Origin of the sequence: Catellatospora sp. IY07-71 (genome assembly GCF_018326265.1) — a bacterium.
Classification (GTDB): domain Bacteria; phylum Actinomycetota; class Actinomycetes; order Mycobacteriales; family Micromonosporaceae; genus Catellatospora.
Genome location: NZ_AP023360.1, coordinates 1,028,701 through 1,048,352, shown reverse-complemented (window position 1 = coordinate 1,048,352; position 19,652 = coordinate 1,028,701). Strand labels below are relative to the sequence as shown.

16 protein-coding genes and 1 riboswitch are annotated in these 19,652 nt (G+C 72.2%); of the genes, 10 read left to right on the top strand and 6 right to left on the bottom strand.

Going from position 1 to position 19,652, the window contains the following annotated elements:
• Window positions 1-131: 131 nt before the first annotated feature.
• The 6 genes from CS0771_RS04805 to paaN all read left to right on the top strand — a co-directional run bounded on the left by CS0771_RS04805 (window position 132) and on the right by paaN (window position 6,425).
• Window positions 132-413, top strand: a complete 282-nt coding sequence (locus tag CS0771_RS04805; protein ID WP_212839946.1) for a hypothetical protein — start codon at window positions 132-134, stop codon at window positions 411-413.
• Window positions 403-1,179: a hypothetical protein gene (locus CS0771_RS04800; protein ID WP_212839945.1), complete on the top strand. Its 777-nt coding sequence runs from the start codon at window positions 403-405 to the stop codon at window positions 1,177-1,179. The genes CS0771_RS04805 and CS0771_RS04800 overlap by 11 nt, the downstream gene beginning before the upstream one ends.
• Before the next feature lie 139 nt (window positions 1,180-1,318).
• A riboswitch (SAM riboswitch) is annotated at window positions 1,319-1,432 on the top strand.
• Between the two features lie 10 nt (window positions 1,433-1,442).
• Entirely contained in the window at window positions 1,443-2,723 is a 1,281-nt protein-coding gene (gene thrC, locus CS0771_RS04795; RefSeq protein WP_212839944.1) for a threonine synthase, read from the top strand.
• Between the two features lie 106 nt (window positions 2,724-2,829).
• Window positions 2,830-3,870 (top strand): GNAT family N-acetyltransferase, encoded by a 1,041-nt coding sequence (locus tag CS0771_RS04790; protein WP_212839943.1) that lies wholly within the window; start codon window positions 2,830-2,832, stop codon window positions 3,868-3,870.
• Between the two features lie 92 nt (window positions 3,871-3,962).
• A complete protein-coding gene (locus tag CS0771_RS04785; RefSeq protein ID WP_212839942.1) occupies window positions 3,963-4,733 on the top strand; it encodes a hypothetical protein in 771 nt (256 codons plus the stop codon).
• A 48-nt stretch (window positions 4,734-4,781) separates the two neighbouring features.
• The gene (paaN, locus tag CS0771_RS04780; RefSeq protein WP_212839941.1) at window positions 4,782-6,425 is read left to right on the top strand and encodes a phenylacetic acid degradation protein PaaN; all 1,644 of its coding nucleotides are present in this window, start codon (window positions 4,782-4,784) and stop codon (window positions 6,423-6,425) included.
• Window positions 6,426-6,534: 109 nt separating this feature from the next.
• Here paaN and CS0771_RS04775 read toward each other — a convergent pair whose 3' ends face one another.
• On the bottom strand, window positions 6,535-7,386 hold the full coding sequence (locus tag CS0771_RS04775) for a hypothetical protein (protein WP_212839940.1): 852 nt from the start codon (window positions 7,384-7,386) through the stop codon (window positions 6,535-6,537).
• Between the two features lie 272 nt (window positions 7,387-7,658).
• On the opposite strand from CS0771_RS04775, the gene CS0771_RS04770 reads away from it, so the two are divergent.
• The 3 genes from CS0771_RS04770 (at window position 7,659) to groL (ending at window position 10,741) form a co-directional block, all read left to right on the top strand.
• Window positions 7,659-7,862, top strand: coding sequence for a cold-shock protein (locus CS0771_RS04770; protein ID WP_033342363.1), 204 nt, complete (start codon window positions 7,659-7,661; stop codon window positions 7,860-7,862).
• A gap of 100 nt (window positions 7,863-7,962) precedes the next feature.
• A complete protein-coding gene (locus CS0771_RS04765; protein ID WP_212839939.1) occupies window positions 7,963-8,934 on the top strand; it encodes a hypothetical protein in 972 nt (323 codons plus the stop codon).
• Between the two features lie 184 nt (window positions 8,935-9,118).
• Window positions 9,119-10,741, top strand: coding sequence for a chaperonin GroEL (gene groL, locus CS0771_RS04760; protein ID WP_203755959.1), 1,623 nt, complete (start codon window positions 9,119-9,121; stop codon window positions 10,739-10,741).
• A gap of 172 nt (window positions 10,742-10,913) precedes the next feature.
• On the opposite strand, the gene CS0771_RS04755 is transcribed toward groL, so the two are convergent.
• The 3 genes from CS0771_RS04755 to CS0771_RS04745 are packed head-to-tail and all read right to left on the bottom strand — an operon-like array spanning window position 10,914 to window position 15,910.
• A complete protein-coding gene (locus CS0771_RS04755) occupies window positions 10,914-12,335 on the bottom strand; it encodes a sugar porter family MFS transporter (RefSeq protein WP_244870605.1) in 1,422 nt (473 codons plus the stop codon).
• Between the two features lie 57 nt (window positions 12,336-12,392).
• Window positions 12,393-13,286 (bottom strand): GNAT family N-acetyltransferase, encoded by an 894-nt coding sequence (locus CS0771_RS04750; protein ID WP_212839938.1) that lies wholly within the window; start codon window positions 13,284-13,286, stop codon window positions 12,393-12,395.
• An 11-nt stretch (window positions 13,287-13,297) separates the two neighbouring features.
• Window positions 13,298-15,910, bottom strand: a complete 2,613-nt coding sequence (locus CS0771_RS04745; protein WP_244870604.1) for a S8 family serine peptidase — start codon at window positions 15,908-15,910, stop codon at window positions 13,298-13,300.
• A gap of 22 nt (window positions 15,911-15,932) precedes the next feature.
• On the opposite strand from CS0771_RS04745, the gene CS0771_RS04740 reads away from it, so the two are divergent.
• A complete protein-coding gene (locus CS0771_RS04740; RefSeq protein ID WP_212839937.1) occupies window positions 15,933-17,672 on the top strand; it encodes a glycerol-3-phosphate dehydrogenase/oxidase in 1,740 nt (579 codons plus the stop codon).
• 48 nt (window positions 17,673-17,720) lie between these two features.
• Here CS0771_RS04740 and CS0771_RS04735 read toward each other — a convergent pair whose 3' ends face one another.
• Together CS0771_RS04735 and CS0771_RS04730 are read right to left on the bottom strand one after the other, a co-directional pair.
• Window positions 17,721-18,218, bottom strand: coding sequence for a hypothetical protein (locus CS0771_RS04735; RefSeq protein ID WP_212839936.1), 498 nt, complete (start codon window positions 18,216-18,218; stop codon window positions 17,721-17,723).
• 25 nt (window positions 18,219-18,243) lie between these two features.
• Window positions 18,244-19,635 (bottom strand): FAD-binding oxidoreductase, encoded by a 1,392-nt coding sequence (locus CS0771_RS04730; protein ID WP_212839935.1) that lies wholly within the window; start codon window positions 19,633-19,635, stop codon window positions 18,244-18,246.
• Window positions 19,636-19,652 lie beyond the last annotated feature (17 nt).

The window sequence follows — 19,652 nt, the reverse complement described above, 5'->3', positions numbered from 1 at the left end:
CTGTTAGTGATACGCCCGATTCGCGCGTGTCGTACCCACAGTTCGCGCAAGATCGTCGCTGTTGTCGGGCCTGACGTGACGCTTACATTGCGCGGGGCGGGGGTTTACCGAGGGGGCGCAGAGTCGCCCCCATGAGACGTGCCATCGCTATGACGGCGGTCGCCGTGGCCCTGGGGCTGGCGCTGACCGGGTGCCGGGGCGGGGGTGGGCGGGACGCGCAGTCGCCGGTCCGGCCCGATACCGCCGGGACCGTGAGCACGCCGGCCGCGCCGGCGCCGCAGGAGACCGCCCCCGCCGACCCGGCCGCCGCCGCGGGCCGGGCCGACCAGGACATCGCCGAGCTGGACAGGCTCCTGGGCGAGCTGGACGGGCAGCTGAAGAAGGCAGAGGAGAGCCCGAACGATGAGGACTGAACCACTGATCCGCCGCGCCCTGGTGAGCACGGCCGCGTTGCTCGCGGTGACCGCGCTGGGCGCTGCAATCGCCCTGCCCGCCCAGGCCGCTGCCGCCCTGCCCGCCCAGGCCGCTGCTCCGGCTCCGGCCACGCGTGCCGGGTCACCGGCGGCGGCGGACAAGGCCGCCACGCTGGACGCCGCGAAGAAGCTGACCACCGCGCGCATCGACGGACGCCTGGCGATGCTCAAAGTGAGCGGCGTGGCGATCCGCAACGCGGCCCGCCTGACCGACGCCCACCAGGCCGCCCTGCAGAAGATCATCGACGCGGACCTGGCCGGGCTGACCGAGCTGCGCGCGAAGGTCGCCGCCGAGACCACCGTCGAGGCGGTCCGCGCCGACGCCCGCAGCATGGTCGAGGACTACCGGGTCTACCTGCTGGTCCGTCCGCAGGTGCACCTGACCGTCGCGGCCGACGTGGAGTCGGCGGCGCTGGCCCGCCTGCGCGAGGCCCACGGCAAGCTCGCCGAGGCGGTCGCCGCCGCCAAGGCCGCGGGCAGGGACATCGGCGACGCCGAGGCGAAGCTCGCCCACCTCAAGGCCGAACTCGACGCCGTGGACCTGGCCGGAGTGGCCGACACCCTGCTCGCCGTCGAACCGGGCCCGGACGCCGCCGCGATCCGCGCCAAGACCGGCGCCGCCCGCGCCGCCGTGCGCGCCGCCCGTATCCACCTGCGCGCCGCGCTCGCCGACGCGAAGGCCGTACGCGACATCCTCAAACCCTGACTTTGAAAGGAAGGGCACCTTCTTATCGCTTCGCGTATAAGAAGGTGCCCTTCCCAACCTCAGTGAGGTGTGCATCTCATCGGGTGAGAACGCTGGCCCGGGGCAGAGCGCTTCTGCTTAACTGCAAGCACAACTGAATACCTCATCCAGAGGAGCTGAGGGACACGGCCCGATGACGCTCCGGCAACCACCATCGATGGCAGGTGCCAACTCCGTCCGGCGGGCCAGATCGGTGACGCCGGGAAGATGAGAGGAAACATCTCATGACGTCTGCCGTCATCTCGCCGCTCGGTGTCGACTCGCCCGCTCGCGGGCTGGAGTGCCGCGGCTGCGGCGCCCGCTTCCCGCTCGCCGCGCAGCACGCGTGTTACGAGTGTTTCGGCCCGCTCGAGGTCTGGTACGACGCGGACGCGCTCGCCACGGTGACCCGCGCGCAGATCGAGGCGGGACCCAAGAACATCTGGCGTTACGCCGGGCTGCTGCCCGCCGGCCAGCGCGCCGCCGACCGGGTGTCGCTCGACCCCGGCTTCACCCCGCTGGTCCGCGCCGACGCGCTCGCCGCCGAGATCGGCCTGCGCGCGCCGCTGTGGGTGAAGGACGACTCGGCCAACCCGACGCACTCCTTCAAGGACCGCGTGGTGTCGGTGGCGCTGACCGCCGCGAAGGCGCTCGGGTTCACCCGCTACGCCTGCGCCTCGACCGGCAACCTGGCCAACTCGGTGGCCGCGCACGCGGCCCGCGCCGGGGTCCCGTCGATCGTGTTCATCCCGTGGGACCTGGAGCCCGGCAAGATCATCACGACCGCCGTGTACGGCGGCGACCTGGTCGCCATCGAGGGCTCCTACGACGACGTGAACCGTCTCTGCTCGGAGCTGGTCGAGACCGACGAGTTCGAGGACACCGCGTTCGTGAACGTGAACGTGCGGCCGTTCTACGCCGAGGGCTCCAAGACGCTCGGCTACGAGGTGGCCGAGCAGCTCGGCTGGCGCATCCCGGCCCAGGTGGTCATCCCGATGGCCTCCGGCGAGCTGCTGACCAAGGTGGACAAGGCGTTCGAGGAGCTGGTCGGCGCGGGTCTGGCGGTGGCGCCGGAGGGCGGCTGGAAGGTGTTCGGCGCGCAGTCGCTGGGCTGCAACCCGATCGCGACCGCGCTGCACGCCGGCACCGACGTGATCACCCCCGTGAAGCCGACCGGCATCGCGAAGTCGCTGAACATCGGCGACCCGGCCGCCGGCCTGTACGCGCTGGAGGCGGTGCGTCGCACCGGCGGCTGGATGGACTACGCCTCCGACGACGAGATCCGCGACGGCATCCGCCTGCTGGCCCGCACCACCGGCGTCTTCGCGGAGACCGCGGGCGGCGTGACCACCGCCGTGACCGCGAAGCTGGTCGCCTCCGGCAAGCTCGACCCCACCCTGGAGACCGTCGTCTACAACACCGGCGAGGGCCTCAAGACCCTGGACGCCGTCGCCGCCCTGGTCGGCCCCACCTACCAGGTCAAGCCCTCCCTGCGCGCCGCCCGCGAGGCCGGCCTCCTCGGCTGAGAAGGAAGGGCACCTTCTTATCGCTTTTCGTAGTAGAAGGTGCCCTTCTTAACGCGCGAGCAAAAACCGGGTGCGCGGCGGCATGGGGCGGGGGACCCTGGCGGGCATGAGCCTTCACATCGCGCCGGTCGACGCCGACGATCCCGCCTCGGTCGCCGCCTGGGTCCAGGTCATGAGCCAGGTGTGCGACCACGAGACGCCGCACTTCCCACGGGTATCCGAACGGGCCGGGCAGCTGATGCAGAGGCATCGCTTCCCGGCCCGCGTCGTGCGGGACCGGGTGGCGTGGCTGGACGGCGTGCCGGTGGGCCGGCTCGAACTGGTCTACATGACCGAGCAGAACCTCAAGCACCTCGTCTTCACGCTGGAGGTGGTGCCCGCGTACCGGCGCCGGGGCGTGGGCCGCGCGATGTTCGAGCACGTGCTGGCGTACGCGCGCGAGCACGGGCTCACCGAGCTGGTCTCCAGCTCCAGCCTGTCGCTGCCGGGCCTGCCCGCCCCCGACGAGGCCGGTCCGGCGTTCGCCACCGCGCTCGGCTTCACGAACACGCTGCCCGAGGTGCAGCGGCGGCTGTCGACGGCCGACGTGGACGAGAACGTGCTGGCCGGGATGGAGGCCGCGGCGCGGGCCAAGGCGACGGGCTATCGCCTGGTGCAGTGGCGCGGCGCGGCCCCGGTCGAGCTGGTGGAGCGCCTGGCCTACCTCGACTCGCGGTTGATGACCGACGCGCCCATGGGCGATCTCAAGGTGGAGCCGGAGAAACCGGACGTGACCCGCTTCCGCCGGATCGAGGAGGTCGTCGCGGCCCGGCAGCGGCGCACCTACCACACCGGGGCGGTGCACGAGGACTCCGGCGACCTGGTCGCCTGGACCTTCATCTCGATCGGGGAGGCGCCCTGGCACGCCTTCCAGCAGATCACCATCGTCGACCCGAAGCACCGCGGCCACCGGCTGGGCGCGCTGGTGAAGGTGGCCAACCTGCGGTACTTCCGGGAGGGCGAGCCGCAGACCGAGCACATCGACACGTTCAACGCGGCGGAGAACAGCTACATGGTCTCGATCAACGAGCAGATGGGGTTCCGCCGGATGGCCGCGTTCCAGAGTTGGCAGCGTGATCTGGAGCCTGCGGCCGAACCGGCGGCCTAAAACGGTCAATTCGCCTGAAACCAACTGTAGGTTCGCCCGGCACCAGGCCGGGCGCATGATCGTTGATCAGGGACATGAGGCGTCGTTTGCTCGTGTCCCTGATCGCTGCCCTCACTGTGGTCCCGGCGCTGCTCGTGGCGAGCGCGCCGGCCGGTTCGGCCCCGCCCGCGGGCGGCACCCTGGTCGCGAAGATCTACGCCACCCGCGAGGGGCTGGTCGGCTGGAAGACCGCCAACGGCCACACCATCAAGAAGCGGGACTGGTTCGCGGCGCTGCCCTCCTGGCGCGCGCTGAACGACCGGGGTGAGGGCGACCGGAGCGTACGGGTCTGCCACGAGGGCAACGACCGCTGCGTGTTCCTGCCGGTGTGGGACGTCGGCCCGTGGAACACCAAGGACGACTACTGGGCCGAGGACCGGCACATGTGGGACGAGCTGCCGCGCGGCAAGCCCCAGGCGCAGGCGGCGTACCAGGACGACCACAACGACGGCGAGGACGAGTTCGGTCGCGAGGTGCGCAACCCGGCCGGCATCGACATCGCCGACGGCGCGTTCTGGGACGGGCTCGGCCTGACCGACAACGCCTGGGTGCACGTCACCTACCTGTGGACCGGCGCGGGCGACCGCGGCGAGGTCGACACCGACGGCGAGTGGCTGCGGGTGCGCTCGGCCCCGAAGGTCAAGGCGTCGCTGCGCGGCGGGGCCGGCGACTACGCGCGGCTGCCGATCCGGTGCCAGGTCAAGGGCGACAAGGTCGAGGGCACGGTACGCACCACCGACCTGTGGAACCGGGTCGGCGACGGCATCTACGTCTCCCACGCGTACGTGCGCCTGCTGGACGGCGCCAAGCCACGAAAGTGCTGATCAAGCCGGGAGGGTGGCACCGCTCACGGCGTCGGGCATGATGAGGGCATGACTGCTACCGCCACGGATCTCTTCACCACCCATGAGGAGCTGCTGAACAGCGCGCTGCGGGCGATCACCGAGCGCGGCTACTGGTCGGCGTACCCGGAGTCGCCCAGCCCGAAGGTGTACGGCGAGACCGCCGCCGCCGACGGCAAGGCCGCGTTCACCGCCCTGCTCGGCAAGGACTTCCCGCTGGACCAGCCCGCCGACGAGTGGGTCGCCCCGGAGCGCTCGCCGTTCGGGGTGGCGCTCGACGTGCGATACCCCCGCACCGGTGTCGACGCCCTGATCGCCGCGGCGCAGGCCGCGCTGCCGTCGTGGCGCGACGCGGGTCCGCAGGTGCGCGCGGGCGTGTGCCTGGAGATCCTCGCCCGCCTGCACAAGCGGGTGTTCGAGCTGGCCAACGCGGTGCACGCGACCACCGGCCAGGCGTTCGTGATGGCCTTCCAGGCGGGCGGCCCGCACGCGCTCGACCGCGCGCTGGAGGCGGTGGCGTACGGCTACGCCGAGCAGACCCGGCAGGTCGGCTCCGTGGTGTGGACGAAGAAGGCCGACACCCTGGCCAAGACCTACCACCTGGTGCCGCGCGGCATCGGGCTGGTCATCGGCTGCAACACCTTCCCGACCTGGAACTCGTGGCCGGGCCTGTTCGCCTCGCTGATCACCGGCAACCCGGTGCTGGTCAAGCCGCACCCGCGCGCGGTGCTGCCGCTCGCCATCACCGTGCAGGTCGCCCGCGAGGTGCTCGCCGAGGCCGGGCTCGACCCGAACACGGTGCAGCTCGCCGTCGACACCCGCGAGGCCCCGATCGCCGCCGACCTGGCGTTGCGGCCGGAGGTGCGCATCATCGACTTCACCGGCTCGACCGGGTTCGGCGACTGGCTGGAGGCCAACGCCCGGCAGGCGCAGGTGTACACCGAGAAGGCCGGGGTCAACACGGTCGTCGTCGACTCGACGAACGACTTCGCCGGCATGTGCCGCAACCTCGGCTTCTCGCTGACCCTCTACAGCGGCCAGATGTGCACCACCCCGCAGAACCTGCTCATCCCGGCGGCCGGCATCGAGACCGAAGCCGGGCACAAGAGCTTCGACGAGGTCGTGGCCGGCATCGCCGACGGGGTCCGTGCCATCACCGGCGACCCGGCCAAGGCCGTGGAGCTGACCGGCGCGATCGTCAACGAAGACGTGCTGGACCGGATCGAGTCCGCCCGCAAGCTGGGCGACGTCGTGCTCGACTCGGCCGAGCTGGCCCACCCGGCGTACGCGGACGCGGTCTGCCGCACCCCGATGATCGTCAAGGTGACCGACGGCTACGGCACCGAGTGCTTCGGCCCGGTGACCTTCGCGATCCCGACCGACTCGACCGCGCGCAGCATCGAGATCTTCCGGGAGACGGTGGGCGCCAAGGGCGCCATCACCGCCGCCGTCTACAGCACCGACGAGTCCGTGCTGGACGCGGTGGAGCAGGCGGCGCTGGAGGTGGGCGTGCACCTGTCGGCGAACCTGACCGGCGGCGTCTTCGTCAACCAGTCCGCGGCCTTCTCCGACTTCCACGCCTCCGGCGCCAACCCCGCCGCCAACGCGGCCCTCACCGATGCCGCCTTCGTGGCGAACCGCTTCCGCATCATCCAGTCCCGCCGCCCCGCCTGATCTGAAAGGAAGGGCACCTTCGTCGGCTCGCGTCAGCGAGACGAGCTGTATCTCTGCTCGCTTTGCGATGTAGAAGGTGCCCTTCTTGACGTCCGCCGGACGCAGCCGGTCAGGGCAGGGCGGGTTTGAGCTGCTCGGCGACCGAGGCGCACAGCTCGCGTCCGTAGTCGAAGCCGTAGCGCGACGGGTAGCGCAGCAGCACGCTCATCGCCCACCGGTCGGTCACCGCCAGGCACGCCAGGTGCCAGAGCTTGTCCTCGGTGCGCAGCAGCCAGCCGTTCTTGATGGCGATGGTCGAGGCCACCTCCGGCGGGAAGACGGTGCGCGGGCCGAAGTCGCCGACGCCGCGCACCAGCCGCATCTGGGTCAGCAGCCAGTCGGTCCACTGCGGGCCGGCCGCGCGGCCGTCGGCCAGGCAGGCGCCCAGCCGCACCACGTCCCGCGCCGAGACGACCGTGTTCGACCAATATCCGTCGATCCGGTACGGCTTGGACTCGGTGAGCCCGCACAGCTCGACCATGCGCTCGATGCCCGCGCGGCCGCCGTTGCGCTCGTAGAACTCGTACGCCGCCTTGTTGTCCGAGTCCCGGATCATGGCGATCAGCCGGTTCAGGCTGCGCTGGTCGGGCTGCTCGGTGCGGCGCAGGAAGTCGGCGGCCAGCCATACCTTGATGAGGGACATGGTGTCGCTCGGTGCGTCCAGGTTGGAGGAACCGGCGATCTCGCCGGTGCGCCGGTCCAGCAGCGCCCAGCTGCTGAAGCCGTCGACGTCGAGGGTGACCGGAGGAAGCCGCAGCCGCACCGGGGTGGCCGACGCCGCCGTGCCGGGGTCGCCGTGGTCGCGTCGGTCGCCGCCGGGACCGGGTGCGGTGGCCGGTGCCGCACCGGTGCCCGTGTGCAGCGCCCACTGCATGGCGCCGCCGGTGATGAGCAAGCCGACCGCGCAGACGGTGGTGGCCATGAGGGGGATGATCGCGCCCGGCAGACGAAGGGCGAGGGATCGGCGGTGCTTGTCCACGTTCCACGTAACCTGCGCATGCCCCGCCCGGTCACGCGCAAGTGGGGACGCATGGTCAGATTGCCGACTGTCGAACTGTAATGGGAGCGCTACAGGTCCGTTTTGGGGCTGTGCGAGGGCACCGGTGCTCGTGTAGCGTGCGAGGACGGCTGACAACACCAGCCGGGGGTGGGCCGGCAAGGCCACCCAGCTTTACAGAAGTGAGGAAGTGCACCGTGGCACAGGGCACCGTCAAGTGGTTCAACAGCGAGAAGGGCTACGGCTTCATCGCGGTCGACGGAGGGCAGGACGTGTTCGTCCACTTCTCCGCGATCGAGATGGACGGCTACAAGGCGCTCGACGACGGTCAGCGCGTTGAGTTCGAGATCGCCCAGGGCCAGAAGGGCCCCCAGGCTGAGAAGGTCCGGGTCATCGCCTGACCGCTTGGCCATCAAAGCTTGAGCAAGACGAAAGGGTCCTGATCCCACCGGATCGGGGCCCTTCGGCTTGCCCGGCCGCCGAACTCCGTTGGAGCCGCAGATGACGCAGCCCGCTCCCGGCCCGTCCGATCCCGCCGTCCCGGACGGGGACTACCTGCCACCTGAGGGGGCGTATCGGGAGGCCGCGCCGCGGCTCACCGCAGCGGACGATCCGCTGGTGAACCCGCCCGAGCAGTACATCGCAGGCTGGGCCCACCGCACCGGCATGCTGTTGCGCCGCAGCGCCCGGCCGCTCGCGGTGATCTTCGTGCTGACCCACACGCTGCCCGCGCTCGCCTTCACCCTGCTGCTCCGCGGCATCGCGCCCGAGCTGAGAGAGCTCGATCTGCGGCTGTTCTCCGGTCGAGGGGAGAGGCTGCTCGGTGCCCTGCTCGTCGCGGGGCTCGCCTACGCCGTCGCGGTGCTGCTGCCCCAGCTGCTGGGGTACGCCGCCGCGACCCACCACGCGACCCGGCAGGCGGCCGGGCTGACCGTCTCCATCGGGCAGTCGCTGCGGTTCGGGCTGCGCCGCCTCCTCGGCCTCGCCGCCTACCAGTTGGTCGCCTACGTGCTCGTGGGCGTGGCGGTGGCGGCGGTGGCGATGTGCTGCGTGGGCGCCGCCGACTACCTGGGACTGGTGCCGACCGCGCTGGTCTACGTCTACCTGGCGATGGCCACCGCGCTGGTCGGCCCGGCGTACCTGTTCGAGCGGCGCAACGCGATCGCGGACTCGTTCCGGCTGTTCCACGCCGCGCTCTGGCCGAACGCCGCCCGGCTGCTGCTGGTGGGGCTGACGGTGCTCGCCTCGTCCTTCGCCGAGGTGATGGTCGGCGCGATCGGCGACCGGGCCGGCGCGGCACTGGGCGTGACGGCCACCGTGCCGCTGATCCCCGTCACCGGGGCCGTGCTCACCGCCGCCGTCGAGGTGCCGCTCACCATGCTGCTGTTCAGCGGCGTCCTCATCACGTACGCCGAGCGCCTCGGCGCCGAGCGCGGCATCGGCACCGCCGACCTCGCCGGGCGGCTCCGCTGACCTGTGATCATCCCGTGTTCGCTTGCACTCGGGGGCGAGAGTGCTAAACAGGTGATTGGCACTCTCCGCGCGGGAGTGCCAACACGAGACCAGAAGTCGGAGTGGCGGGGTTGCCGAATGGTGGCAGCCGGTCGTCGCGGGCCAGCCGTCCGACCTCGGAATTGTCCAGGAGGACAACGCCGTTATGGCCAAGATTATTGCGTTCGACGAGGAGGCGCGCCGCGGCCTCGAGCGGGGCATGAACGTCCTCGCTGACGCCGTGAAGGTGACGCTCGGCCCCAAGGGTCGCAACGTCGTGCTCGAGAAGAAGTGGGGCGCCCCCACCATCACCAACGATGGTGTGAGCATCGCCAAGGAGATCGAGCTCGAGGACCCGTACGAGAAGATCGGCGCTGAGCTGGTCAAGGAGGTCGCCAAGAAGACCGACGACGTCGCCGGTGACGGCACGACGACGGCGACCGTCCTGGCGCAGGCGCTGGTCCGTGAGGGTCTGCGCAACGTGGCCGCCGGTGCGAACCCGATGGCCCTGAAGCGTGGCATCGAGGCCGCCGTCAGCTCCGTGGCCGAGGAGCTCTCGAAGCTGGCCAAGGACGTCGAGACGAAGGAGCAGATCGCCTCCACCGCCTCGATCTCCGCGGCTGACCCGACCGTCGGCGAGATCATCGCCGAGGCCATGGACAAGGTCGGCAAGGAAGGCGTCATCACCGTCGAGGAGAGCAACACCTTCGGGCTGGAGCTGGAGCTCACCGAGGGCATGCGCTTCGACAAGGGCTTCAACTCGGCGTACTTCATCACCGACCCCGAGCGCATGGAGGCGGTCCTGGAGGACCCCTACCTGCTGATCGTCAACGGCAAGATCTCCAACGTCAAGGACATGCTGCCGATCCTCGAGAAGGTCATGCAGAGCGGCAAGCCGCTGCTGATCATCGCCGAGGACGTCGAGGGCGAGGCCCTGGCCACCCTGATCGTCAACAAGATCCGTGGCACCTTCAAGTCCGTCGCCGTCAAGGCCCCGGGCTTCGGCGACCGCCGCAAGGCGATGCTGCAGGACATCGCGATCCTGGCCGGCGGCCAGGTCGTGTCCGAGGAGGTCGGCCTCAAGCTGGACAGCGTCGGCCTCGACATGCTGGGCCGCGCCCGCAAGGTCGTGGTGACCAAGGACGAGACCACCATCGTCGACGGCGCCGGTGACGCCGACCAGATCAACGGCCGGGTGAACCAGATCCGCGCCGAGATCGAGAAGTCGGACTCCGACTACGACCGTGAGAAGCTGCAGGAGCGCCTGGCCAAGCTGGCCGGCGGTGTCGCGGTCATCAAGGTCGGCGCGGCCACCGAGGTCGAGCTCAAGGAGCGCAAGCACCGCATCGAGGACGCCGTGCGCAACGCGAAGGCGGCCGTCGAGGAGGGCATCGTCGCCGGCGGTGGCGTGGCCCTGGTGCAGGCCGGCAAGACCGCGTTCGAGAAGCTGGACCTCTCGGGCGACGAGGCCACCGGTGCCAACATCGTGAAGGTCGCGCTCGACGCCCCGCTGCGGCAGATCGCCGTCAACGCGGGCCTCGAGGGTGGCGTCGTGGTGGAGAAGGTGCGCAACCTGGACGCCGGCTGGGGCCTCAACGCCGCGACCGGCGAGTACGTCGACCTGCTCAAGGCCGGCATCCTCGACCCCGCCAAGGTGACCCGCTCGGCGCTGCAGAACGCGGCCTCGATCGCGGCCCTGTTCCTCACCACCGAGGCCGTCGTGGCCGACAAGCCGGAGAAGGCGGCCGCCGCGCCCGCCGGCCCCGGCGGCGGCGAGATGGACTTCTGAGTTCCGTCAGACCCGAAGAAAGGCCCCCGAGCTCCGCTCGGGGGCCTTTCCCGTCCCCACCCCACCCCACCCCGGCCCGATGATCGTCCGACTTGCCAGGCAGGTGGGCGAATGCCGGGCCAAGATACGCCCGACTGCCTGGCAAGTCCGACGATCAAGGGCGGGCGGTGGGTTACATGGATTCGAGTTCGCGGCCCTTGGTTTCGCGGACGGATCTCATCACGAAGAAGAAGGCCAGCAGGGCGAAGAGGGCGTACAGGCCGTACGCGAAGGTCAGGCCGATGCTGGCCAGCGCCGGGAAGGTGGTGCTGATCAGCCAGTTCGCGATCCACTGGGCGGCGGCGGCGACGGCCAGCGCGGTGGCGCGGATGCGGTTGTTGAACATCTCGCCGAGCAGCACCCAGACCACCGGGCCCCAGCTCATGCCGAAGGCGACCACGTACAGGTTGGCGGCGACCAGGGCGACCTTGCCGATGGCGGGGCTGAGCGTGGTCAGCTCCTCGCCGGTGGGGCCGACGGTCTGCGTGGCGGTGGAGAAGCACCAGGCCATCACGCCGAGCGTGAGCACCATCCCGGCGGCGCCGATGAGCAGCAGCGGCCGCCGGCCGATCTTGTCGACCAGGGCGATCGCGATCAGCGTGGTGACGATGTTGGTCACGCTGGTGATGACGGTGATGAGCAGCGAGTCCGACTCGCTGAAGCCCACCGACGCCCACAGCGTCGACGAGTAGTAGAAGATCACGTTGATGCCGACGAACTGCTGGAACACCGAGAGCAGGATGCCGACCCAGACGATCGGCAGCAGCCCGAGCCGCGGACCCTTGAGCACGCCCAGGTTGACCTTCTCCTGGGTGCCGGCCACGGTGCGCTTGATGTCGGTGATCCGCTTCTCGACGTCGCCGCCGATCAGCCGCTTGATGACGGCCCGGGCCTCGGCGAGCCTGCCCCGGCGCACCAGGTAGCGCGGGGACTCGGGGATCTGCAGCGCCAGAACGGCATAGATGACGGCGGGCACGGCGGCCGAGGCGAACATCCAGCGCCAGGCCGCGCCGCCCCACGGCATCGGCTGCATGGCCCCGCCCGCCGCGTCGGCAAGCAGGTAGTCGACGAGCAGCGCGACGAAGATGCCGCTGACGATCGCGAGCTGCTGCAGCGAGCCGAGCCGGCCGCGCATGTGGGCGGGGGAGACCTCGGCGATGTACGCCGGTGCGATGACGCTCGCCGCGCCGACCCCGAAGCCGCCGATGACCCGCCAGAAGGTGAGGTCGACGGCGCTGAACGCGAGGCCCGAGCCGATCGCGCTGACCAGGAAGAGGGCCGCGGCGATCACCATGACCCGGACCCGGCCGAGCCGGTCGGCCAGCGGGCCGGCGAACCACGCGCCCACCGCGCACCCGAGCAGCGCGGCCGACACGACCAGGCCGAGCGCCACGGGGTTCAGGTGGAACGTGTCCCGCAGGGCGTCCACGGTGCCGTTGATGACCGCGGTGTCGTACCCGAACAGGAAGCCACCGACCGCCGCGGCGGCGGCGACCATGATCGCTGCGCCGCGGGTGTCGTGCGGTTCCGCCAAGGGGCTCGCTGGGGCTGCCACCCCCTCATGGTGCCCAGAATTTTCCGAACTTAATCCGAAAAGTGAAAAAAGCGCATTTCAGAGTGCTTTGTGGAAGAGGAAGAAGACCCGCTCGATGACCGCGCCCGCTGCCCCGGAGTAGAACGGCACCGGGCCGACCCAGCCGATCTGCGCCCTGGTGACACCCCGCTCCGCCTGGTCGCGCAGGCAGCGTCGTAGCAGGACACCGCCGATGCCCAGCCCGGCCGCGGCGGGCAGTGTCCCCATCGGCCCGAACCAGCTCGGCCGGCAGCCGCCCCAGGCCGCGAAGGCGACCGCCTGCCCGTCGCGCAGCGCGAGGTGGCAGCCGCCGGCGCCGCCGATCGCCCGCTCGACCTCGGCGGCCCAGGCCGGACCCCACTCGGCGAGGATCATCGGGCGCAGCTCGGGCAGGTCGTCCGGCGTCGCGGCGCGCACCACGACGTGCGAGCCGGCCAGCCGCTCCTGCGCGGTACGCGTCTCGTGCAGCGCCGGGGAGCCCTCGACCAGCTCGGCGGTCATGTTCCAGGCGGTGCGGTCGTGGGCGTACCCGAGTGCGGTCAGCGCGCAGACGGCCGGGGTGTAGCGCACGTCCACTCCCGGCCAGGCGTGAGTGGGCGGGTTGCCGGCGACCCGGACCGCGCTCAGCCCGCGCGAGCGCAGCAGGCCTTCGACCGCGCCGACCAGTTCCCGGGCCACGCCCTGGCGGCGGAACGCCGGGTCCACGGCGAGCAGGTCCAGGTGGCCCACGGTCGGGTCCTTGTGCCCGGTGCTGGCCAGCACCACCCCGATGACGTCCGCGTCGGGGGCGTCACCGTCGGTCGCCACGAAGCCCGCCGAGCCGCCGAGCAGCTCGACCAGGTCCGCCGCCTCGACGGCGTCCTCCTCCAGCAGGCAGCGGGCGAGCAGGTCCGCCACGGCGGCGCGGTGCTGCGGCTCGTACGGGGTGATCATGAACGCCCAGCCTACCCGCCGGCGGCGACGACCGCTTCCGCCGCGTTGACGATGCCCGCGCCCGCCTGGGCTGCCTCGTCGTCGCACGGGGCGGCGGCGGACGCGAGCTGCGCGGGCTGGGTCGCGTCGCGCAGCAGCTGCTCGGTGCGGGCCAGGTCGCCGACCAGCTCCGGCCGGGCCGACCAGAGCAGCGCGATCACGCCCGTGACGTGCGGGGTAGCCATCGAGGTGCCGCTGAGCCGGGCGTACGTGCCGCCGGGCATCGCCGACAGCACCGCCGCCCCCGGCGCGGCCAGGTCCGGCTTGCCGTCGGCCGGGCCCCGGCTGGAGAAACCGGTGACGGTCCGGTCCTCGTCCACCGCCGCGATGGTCAGCGCGTCCGGATCGGTGGCCGGGGGCGTGTCCAGCGAGCCGCAGGACGGGCCGGTGTTGCCGGCCGCCGCGACGAACGCGATCCCGGCCGCGGCCAGCGCCGCCGTGGCCGGGCGCAGCACGGTGCCGTCGCAGCCCTCCAGCGGCGGGCAGCCCCACGAGTTGTTGAGCACGTGCGGCGCGCGGGCCGGGCGGCCGTCGGCGAACGGGTCGCCGCCGTGCGCGTACGGGGCCAGCATGAACTGCATGCAGTCCAGGTACAGCGAGGGGCTGCTCATGTTGCGTTCCAGGTTGACGCAGCCGATCCACTGGGCGTCGGGCGCGACACCGACCCGCTCCCGGCCCACCGCCGTGGCCGTGGTGTGCGTGCCGTGCCCGTTGTGGTCGTTCGGGGTACGGCTGCCGGACCAGGGGTCCAGCCAGGAGTCGTCGCCGCCGCGGTAGTTCGCCGCCAGCGCGGGGTGGGCACCGTCCACCCCGGAGTCCGACGAGCCCACCACGATGCCCTTGCCGGTGACGCCGCGCTGCCACAGCTCGGGCGCGCCGACCATGGTCAGGTTCCACTCCGGCGCGGCGGGCGGCTGCTGCTGGGTGCCGTGCTCGACCGGCACCTCGGCCGGCAGCGGGCGCAGCCGCTGGTCGGTGAGCACCCGGTCGACGTCGGAGCGGGACTCCAGCCACACCCGGGTCTCCGGCCCGCCGTCCACCAGGATCGCGTTGACCAGGTAGTACGGCTGGTAGCTCAGGCTCCACCGGTCCAGCTCGGCGCGCAGGGGCGCCTGGGTGCGCTCGGCGTGCTCGACCAGCCGCCGGTAGACGGCCGTCACCCGCTCGTCACGGCCCGGCCCGAGGCCGGTCGTGGTGGGCAGCCCCGCCAGCGGCGCCTGCTCCTTGAGCACCACGAACAGCTGGTCGCCGAAGAAGCCCGGTCGGCCGGTGGACAGGTAGTACGCCCCCGCGCCCAGCGCGACCGCGGTGGCCAGCCCGGCCGCCAGGGCCCGGCCGCCGGTGCGCGGCACCACCCGCAGCGGCGGCCCCGGGTCGGGTTCGTCCGACCAGGTCACCGCCGATCCGGCGGGCGGCTGGGGCCTGCCCGCCGCGTGCGCCCCGGTCGGCGCGCGTTCGGTGCGCAGCAGGCCGGCGCCGTACGCGACGCCCACGGCCAGCGCCACCAGCCAGGCGACCAGCGCCGCGAGCAGGGCGTAGAACGGCACGTCCCGGCCGAACAGGGCGAGGTTCATCTCGTCGGGGTCGACGAAGCCGAGGGGCCCGAACGCGGCGATGCTCACCAGCAGCAGGGTCGCCCAGCCGCGCGGCGAGGCCGGGGCGAGGGCGGCGACCGCGAAGCCCAGCGGCGGGAGCACCAGCAGCTCCAGGATCTGCACGCCGGACGCGCCGGTGCCGCCCGCGAGCAGCGCCAGCACCACCCCGGCCACCAGCCCGCCCGCCACCACCAGCGTCGGCCGGCCCCGGCCGGTGAAGTGCCGCCACAGGCCGGGCCCGAGGATCGTCGCGGCGAGCGCGCCCGTGGCCAGTGCCGCCAGCAGCGCGGCAATGGACTCGGTCAGCCCGCCCAGCGCACCGGCCCACAGATAGGGCGCGAGCACCAGCACGCCGCCGAGCACCGCCCACCCCAGCGCCCCTGGCTGCGACCGGCTTTGCTCTGCACACAAATACGCACCGTGCGTATGTGTGTGCAGAGCAAAGCCGCCGGAGTCGGTGGCGGCTCCCGGGGAGGTCGCCGCAGGCTCGGCGGCGGTGCCGTTCGGGGCTGGGGCGGCGCCGGCGCGGCGGTAGAGCAGGAAGGCGGCGCCGGCGGCCAGGACCGCGTAGCTCAGCAGGTAGAGCTCGTTGGCGGAGGCGGGCACGATACGCAGCGCGCTGCCCACGCCCAGGGCGATCGCGCCGAGGCCGAAGGCCACGCCGACGGCGCGTACCCCCGGATGGCGCGGCAGCCGGGCCAGCAGCCAGGCCGGGATGCCCGCCACCAGCAGGGCGAGCACGCCGGTCAGCGGCCACAGCAGGCCGGGCAGCTCCATGCCCAGCTGCCCGAGCACCTGCCCGGTCAGCACCAGCCCGAACTGCGAGGCGACCGCGACGGCGACCGCCCACACACCGACCACGACGGTCGCGACGATCAGCCCGGCCGACGCGCGTGCCGGTGCGGCATCCGCCGCCGTCGCTGTCTCGGCGGGGGCGGTCAGAGGCGGAATATGGGGCGGAACACCCTGCCGGTCACCGTCTGGGAGCACAGCCGCACGGTACCTTGATGGGATGCGTGACCGCAGCGTGTCCCGCTTCGCCGCGGGCGCTCTCTCTCCGGAGCGTCGTGCCGCCGACCTGCGCAGGCTCCGCGACGAAGAGTTCGATGTGCTGGTCGTCGGGGGTGGGGTGACCGGTGCGGGGGCCGCGCTGGACGCCGCCTCCCGCGGCCTGCGCGTGGCCCTGATCGAGGCGAGTGATCTCGCCGCCGGCACCTCCTCGCGCTCGTCCAAACTGATCCACGGCGGCCTGCGCTACCTGGAGCAGCTCGAATTCCCGCTGGTCCACGAGGCGTTGCGAGAGCGCGGCTTGCTGGCCACCCGGCTCGCGCCGCACCTGGTGCGCCCGGTGCCGTTCCTGGTGCCGCTGCCTCCCGAGACGCCCGGCCTGGCCGGGGTCGCCAAGCGGGCCTGGCACCGCGTCTACTACGGCGCGGGCGTGGCCCTGTACGACGTGTTCGCGGGCCTGGTCGGCGGCGGCCGCGGCATGCCGCTGCACCGGCACCTGAGCCGGCACGGCGCGCGGCGGCTGTTCCCGTCGCTGCGCGACGAGGGCCTGGTCGGCGCGATCCGTTACTACGACGGGCAGGTCGACGACGCGCGGTTCGTGGTGACCGTGGCCCGGACCGCGGCCAGCCTCGACGCGGCCGTGGTGACCGGGGTGAAGGCCGTCGGCCTGCTGCGGCAGGCCCGCCAGGTGACCGGCGTGCGGGTCAGCGACGGCACCGAGGAGTTCGACGTACGCGCGAAGACCGTCATCGCGGCGACGGGGGTGTGGAGCGACGACGTGTCGTCGTGGCTGCCCGACGCGCGGGTCGGCTTCCGGGTGCGCGCCTCCAAGGGCGTGCACCTGGTCGTGCCCCGTTCCGCGATCACCGGCGAGGTCGGCCTGATCCTGCGTACGGCGACCAGCGTGCTGTTCGTCATCCCGTGGGGCGGGCACTGGATCATCGGCACCACCGACACCGACTGGGCGCTGGACCGGGCGCACCCGGCCGCGACCGCCAAGGACATCGACTACCTGCTGTCCCATGTGAACGTCGTGCTCGACCGGCCGCTGACCCGCGACGACATCGAGGGGGTGTACGCCGGGCTGCGCCCGCTGCTGTCCGGCGAGTCCGACTCCACCTCGGCCCTGTCCCGCGAGCACGCCGTGGTCGAGCCGCTGCTCGGCCTGCTGCTGGTGGCGGGCGGCAAGTTCACCACGTACCGGGTGATGGCGCAGGACGTCGTCGACAAGGCGGTGCGGCGGCTCGGCGACGTGCGGCACAGCGGCACCGCGGAGCTGCCCCTGCTCGGCGCCGACGGCTACGACGCCATGTGGCGCGACCGCGCCGACCTGGCCCGGCGGCACGAGCTGAGCGTCGGCGCGGTGGAGCACCTGCTGGAGCGCTACGGCACGCTCACCACCGAGCTGCTCGCGCTGATCGACGCCGACCGCTCGCTGGCCGAGCCGCTGCCCGGCGCGCCCGAGCACCTGTCCGCCGAGGTCGTGTACGCCGCCCGCAACGAAGGGGCGCTGCACGTCGTGGACGTGCTGGCCCGGCGTACCCGCATCTCCATCGAAACCGCCCACCGCGGCGCCCAGACCGCCCGCCGCACCGCCGAGCTGATGGCCCCCGTCCTGGGCTGGGACCCCGCCACCGTCGCCGCCGAAACGGCCGCCTACCTGGCCCGCGTCGACGCCGAACGCGAATCCCAGCGCATGGCCGACGACGCCGCCGCCAACACCACCCGCCTCACCGCCGTCTAGCAAGGAAGGGCACCTTCTTATCGCCTTCCGTAGAGGGCGGGCACCTTCTTAACCCTGACCGCGCCCGGCCGGGCCCGCCGCCGCCGGGTGCCGCAGGAACGCGTCGCGCTGTTCGACGTACCACGGCATAGTCTCGATGCCGGGCAGCCGCCTCACCGCCTGGGCCTGCAGGTAGTCGACGAACGTGGCGGCCTCGCCGGTCCGCCAGACATCCGGTTCGTCGGTCGCGGTCTGGTAGACGTAACAGGCCAGCGCGCGCAGCACCAGCAGTGGGTTCGGTTCGCCCGGAAGCTCCTCGAAGACGTAGCCTTCCAGCTCGGAGCGCAGGTCGCCGTCCTCGTCGTCGTAGTCGGCGGGGTCGACCCAGCCCATGGTCCAGTCCCAGTTGGCCTGCCACAGCATGCGGCCGACCCGAGTGGCATTCTCGCGGGTGACATGCCGGGGGCCGCCGTGGTGGTAGCGGAAACCCCGATCGGGATCGCCCCACCACAGCGCCGCGGTCACGAGCGCGTCGATGTGCGTCTTCGGCAGGAAATTCGCGCTCATCCGCACTCCTCGGCCGAGTAGGTGGTCAGGAGTGCAGCACCTTGCCGGGGTTGAGGAGGTTGGCGGGGTCGAGGGCCGCCTTGATGGCGCGCTGGACGTCGACGCCGACCTCGCCCAGCTCGGTGGCCAGCCAGTCGCGCTTGAGCAGGCCCACGCCGTGCTCGCCGGTGCAGGTGCCGCCCAGCGCCAGGCCGCGCTCCATGATCTCGTCGAAGACCCGCTGGCCCGCCGCCACGCTGGCCGGGTCGGCCCGGTCGATCACGATGTTCGGGTGCAGGTTGCCGTCGCCCGCGTGACCGACCACGCCCACCGGCACGTCGTGCTTCGCCGCGATCGCCACGATGTCGTCCAGCAGCTCTGCCAGCCTGGTACGCGGCACCGCGATGTCGTCGATGATCAGGCCGCCGTGCTCGTACAGCGACAGCGCCAGGTGCTCCATCGCCGGGTGGGCCAGCCGGCGCGCCTGGAGCAGCTCGGCGGCCTCCGTCGCGTCGGTGGCCTGCCACACCTCGCTCGCCCCGGCCTGCCGCGCCACCTCGGCGAGCGCCTCCAGGTCGGTCGTGGCCCGCGCGCCGGTGTCCACCGCGGCCAGCAGCAGCGCGGCTGCGGTCGTGTCCAGGCCCATCGGCCGGTATGCCTCCAGCGCTTCCAGGTGCACCCGGTCGAGCAGCTCCAGCAGGCTCGGCGCCAGCTTCGCCGCGAAGATCCGGTTCACCGCGTCCCCGGCGGAGGCCGTGGTGGGGAAGACGGCGACCATGGTCAGCGACTCCTCGGCCGCCGGCCGCAGCGCCACGGTGATCTCGGTGATCAGGCCCAGGGTGCCCTCGGAGCCGACGAACAGCCTGGTCAGGTCGTATCCGGCGACGCCCTTCGGGGTGCGCCGCCCCGTGCGCAGCACCCGCCCGTCGGCCAGCACCACCTCCAGGCCGAGCACGTACTCGGTGGTCACGCCGTACTTCACGCAGCACATGCCGCCCGCGTTGGTGGCCACGTTGCCGCCGATGGTGCTCGACTCCCACGAGCCCGGGTCCGGCGGGTAGCGCAGACCCTCGGCCTGCACGGCGCGGGCCAGCACCGCGTTGACCACACCCGGCTGCACGGTGGCGATCCGGTTCGCGGGATCGATGTCCACGATCCGGTTCATCGCCAGCATCGAGATCACCAGGCAGCCGTCGACCGCGTTCGCCCCGCCGGCCAGTCCGGTCCGCGCGCCCTGCGGCACGATCGGCACGCCGTGCCGGGCCGCGATCCGCACCGCGGCCACGACCTGGGCGGTCTCCTCGGGGCGTACGACGGCCAGCGGCGTGCCCGCCGCGCAGAGATCCGCCTCGTCGCGCCGGTACGAGGTGAGCAGGTCGGGGTCGGTGATCACCCGGTCCGGGCCGAGCGCGGCCGTCAGCTCGTCAAGGAAGGTCACCTTGGCACGCTAGCGTG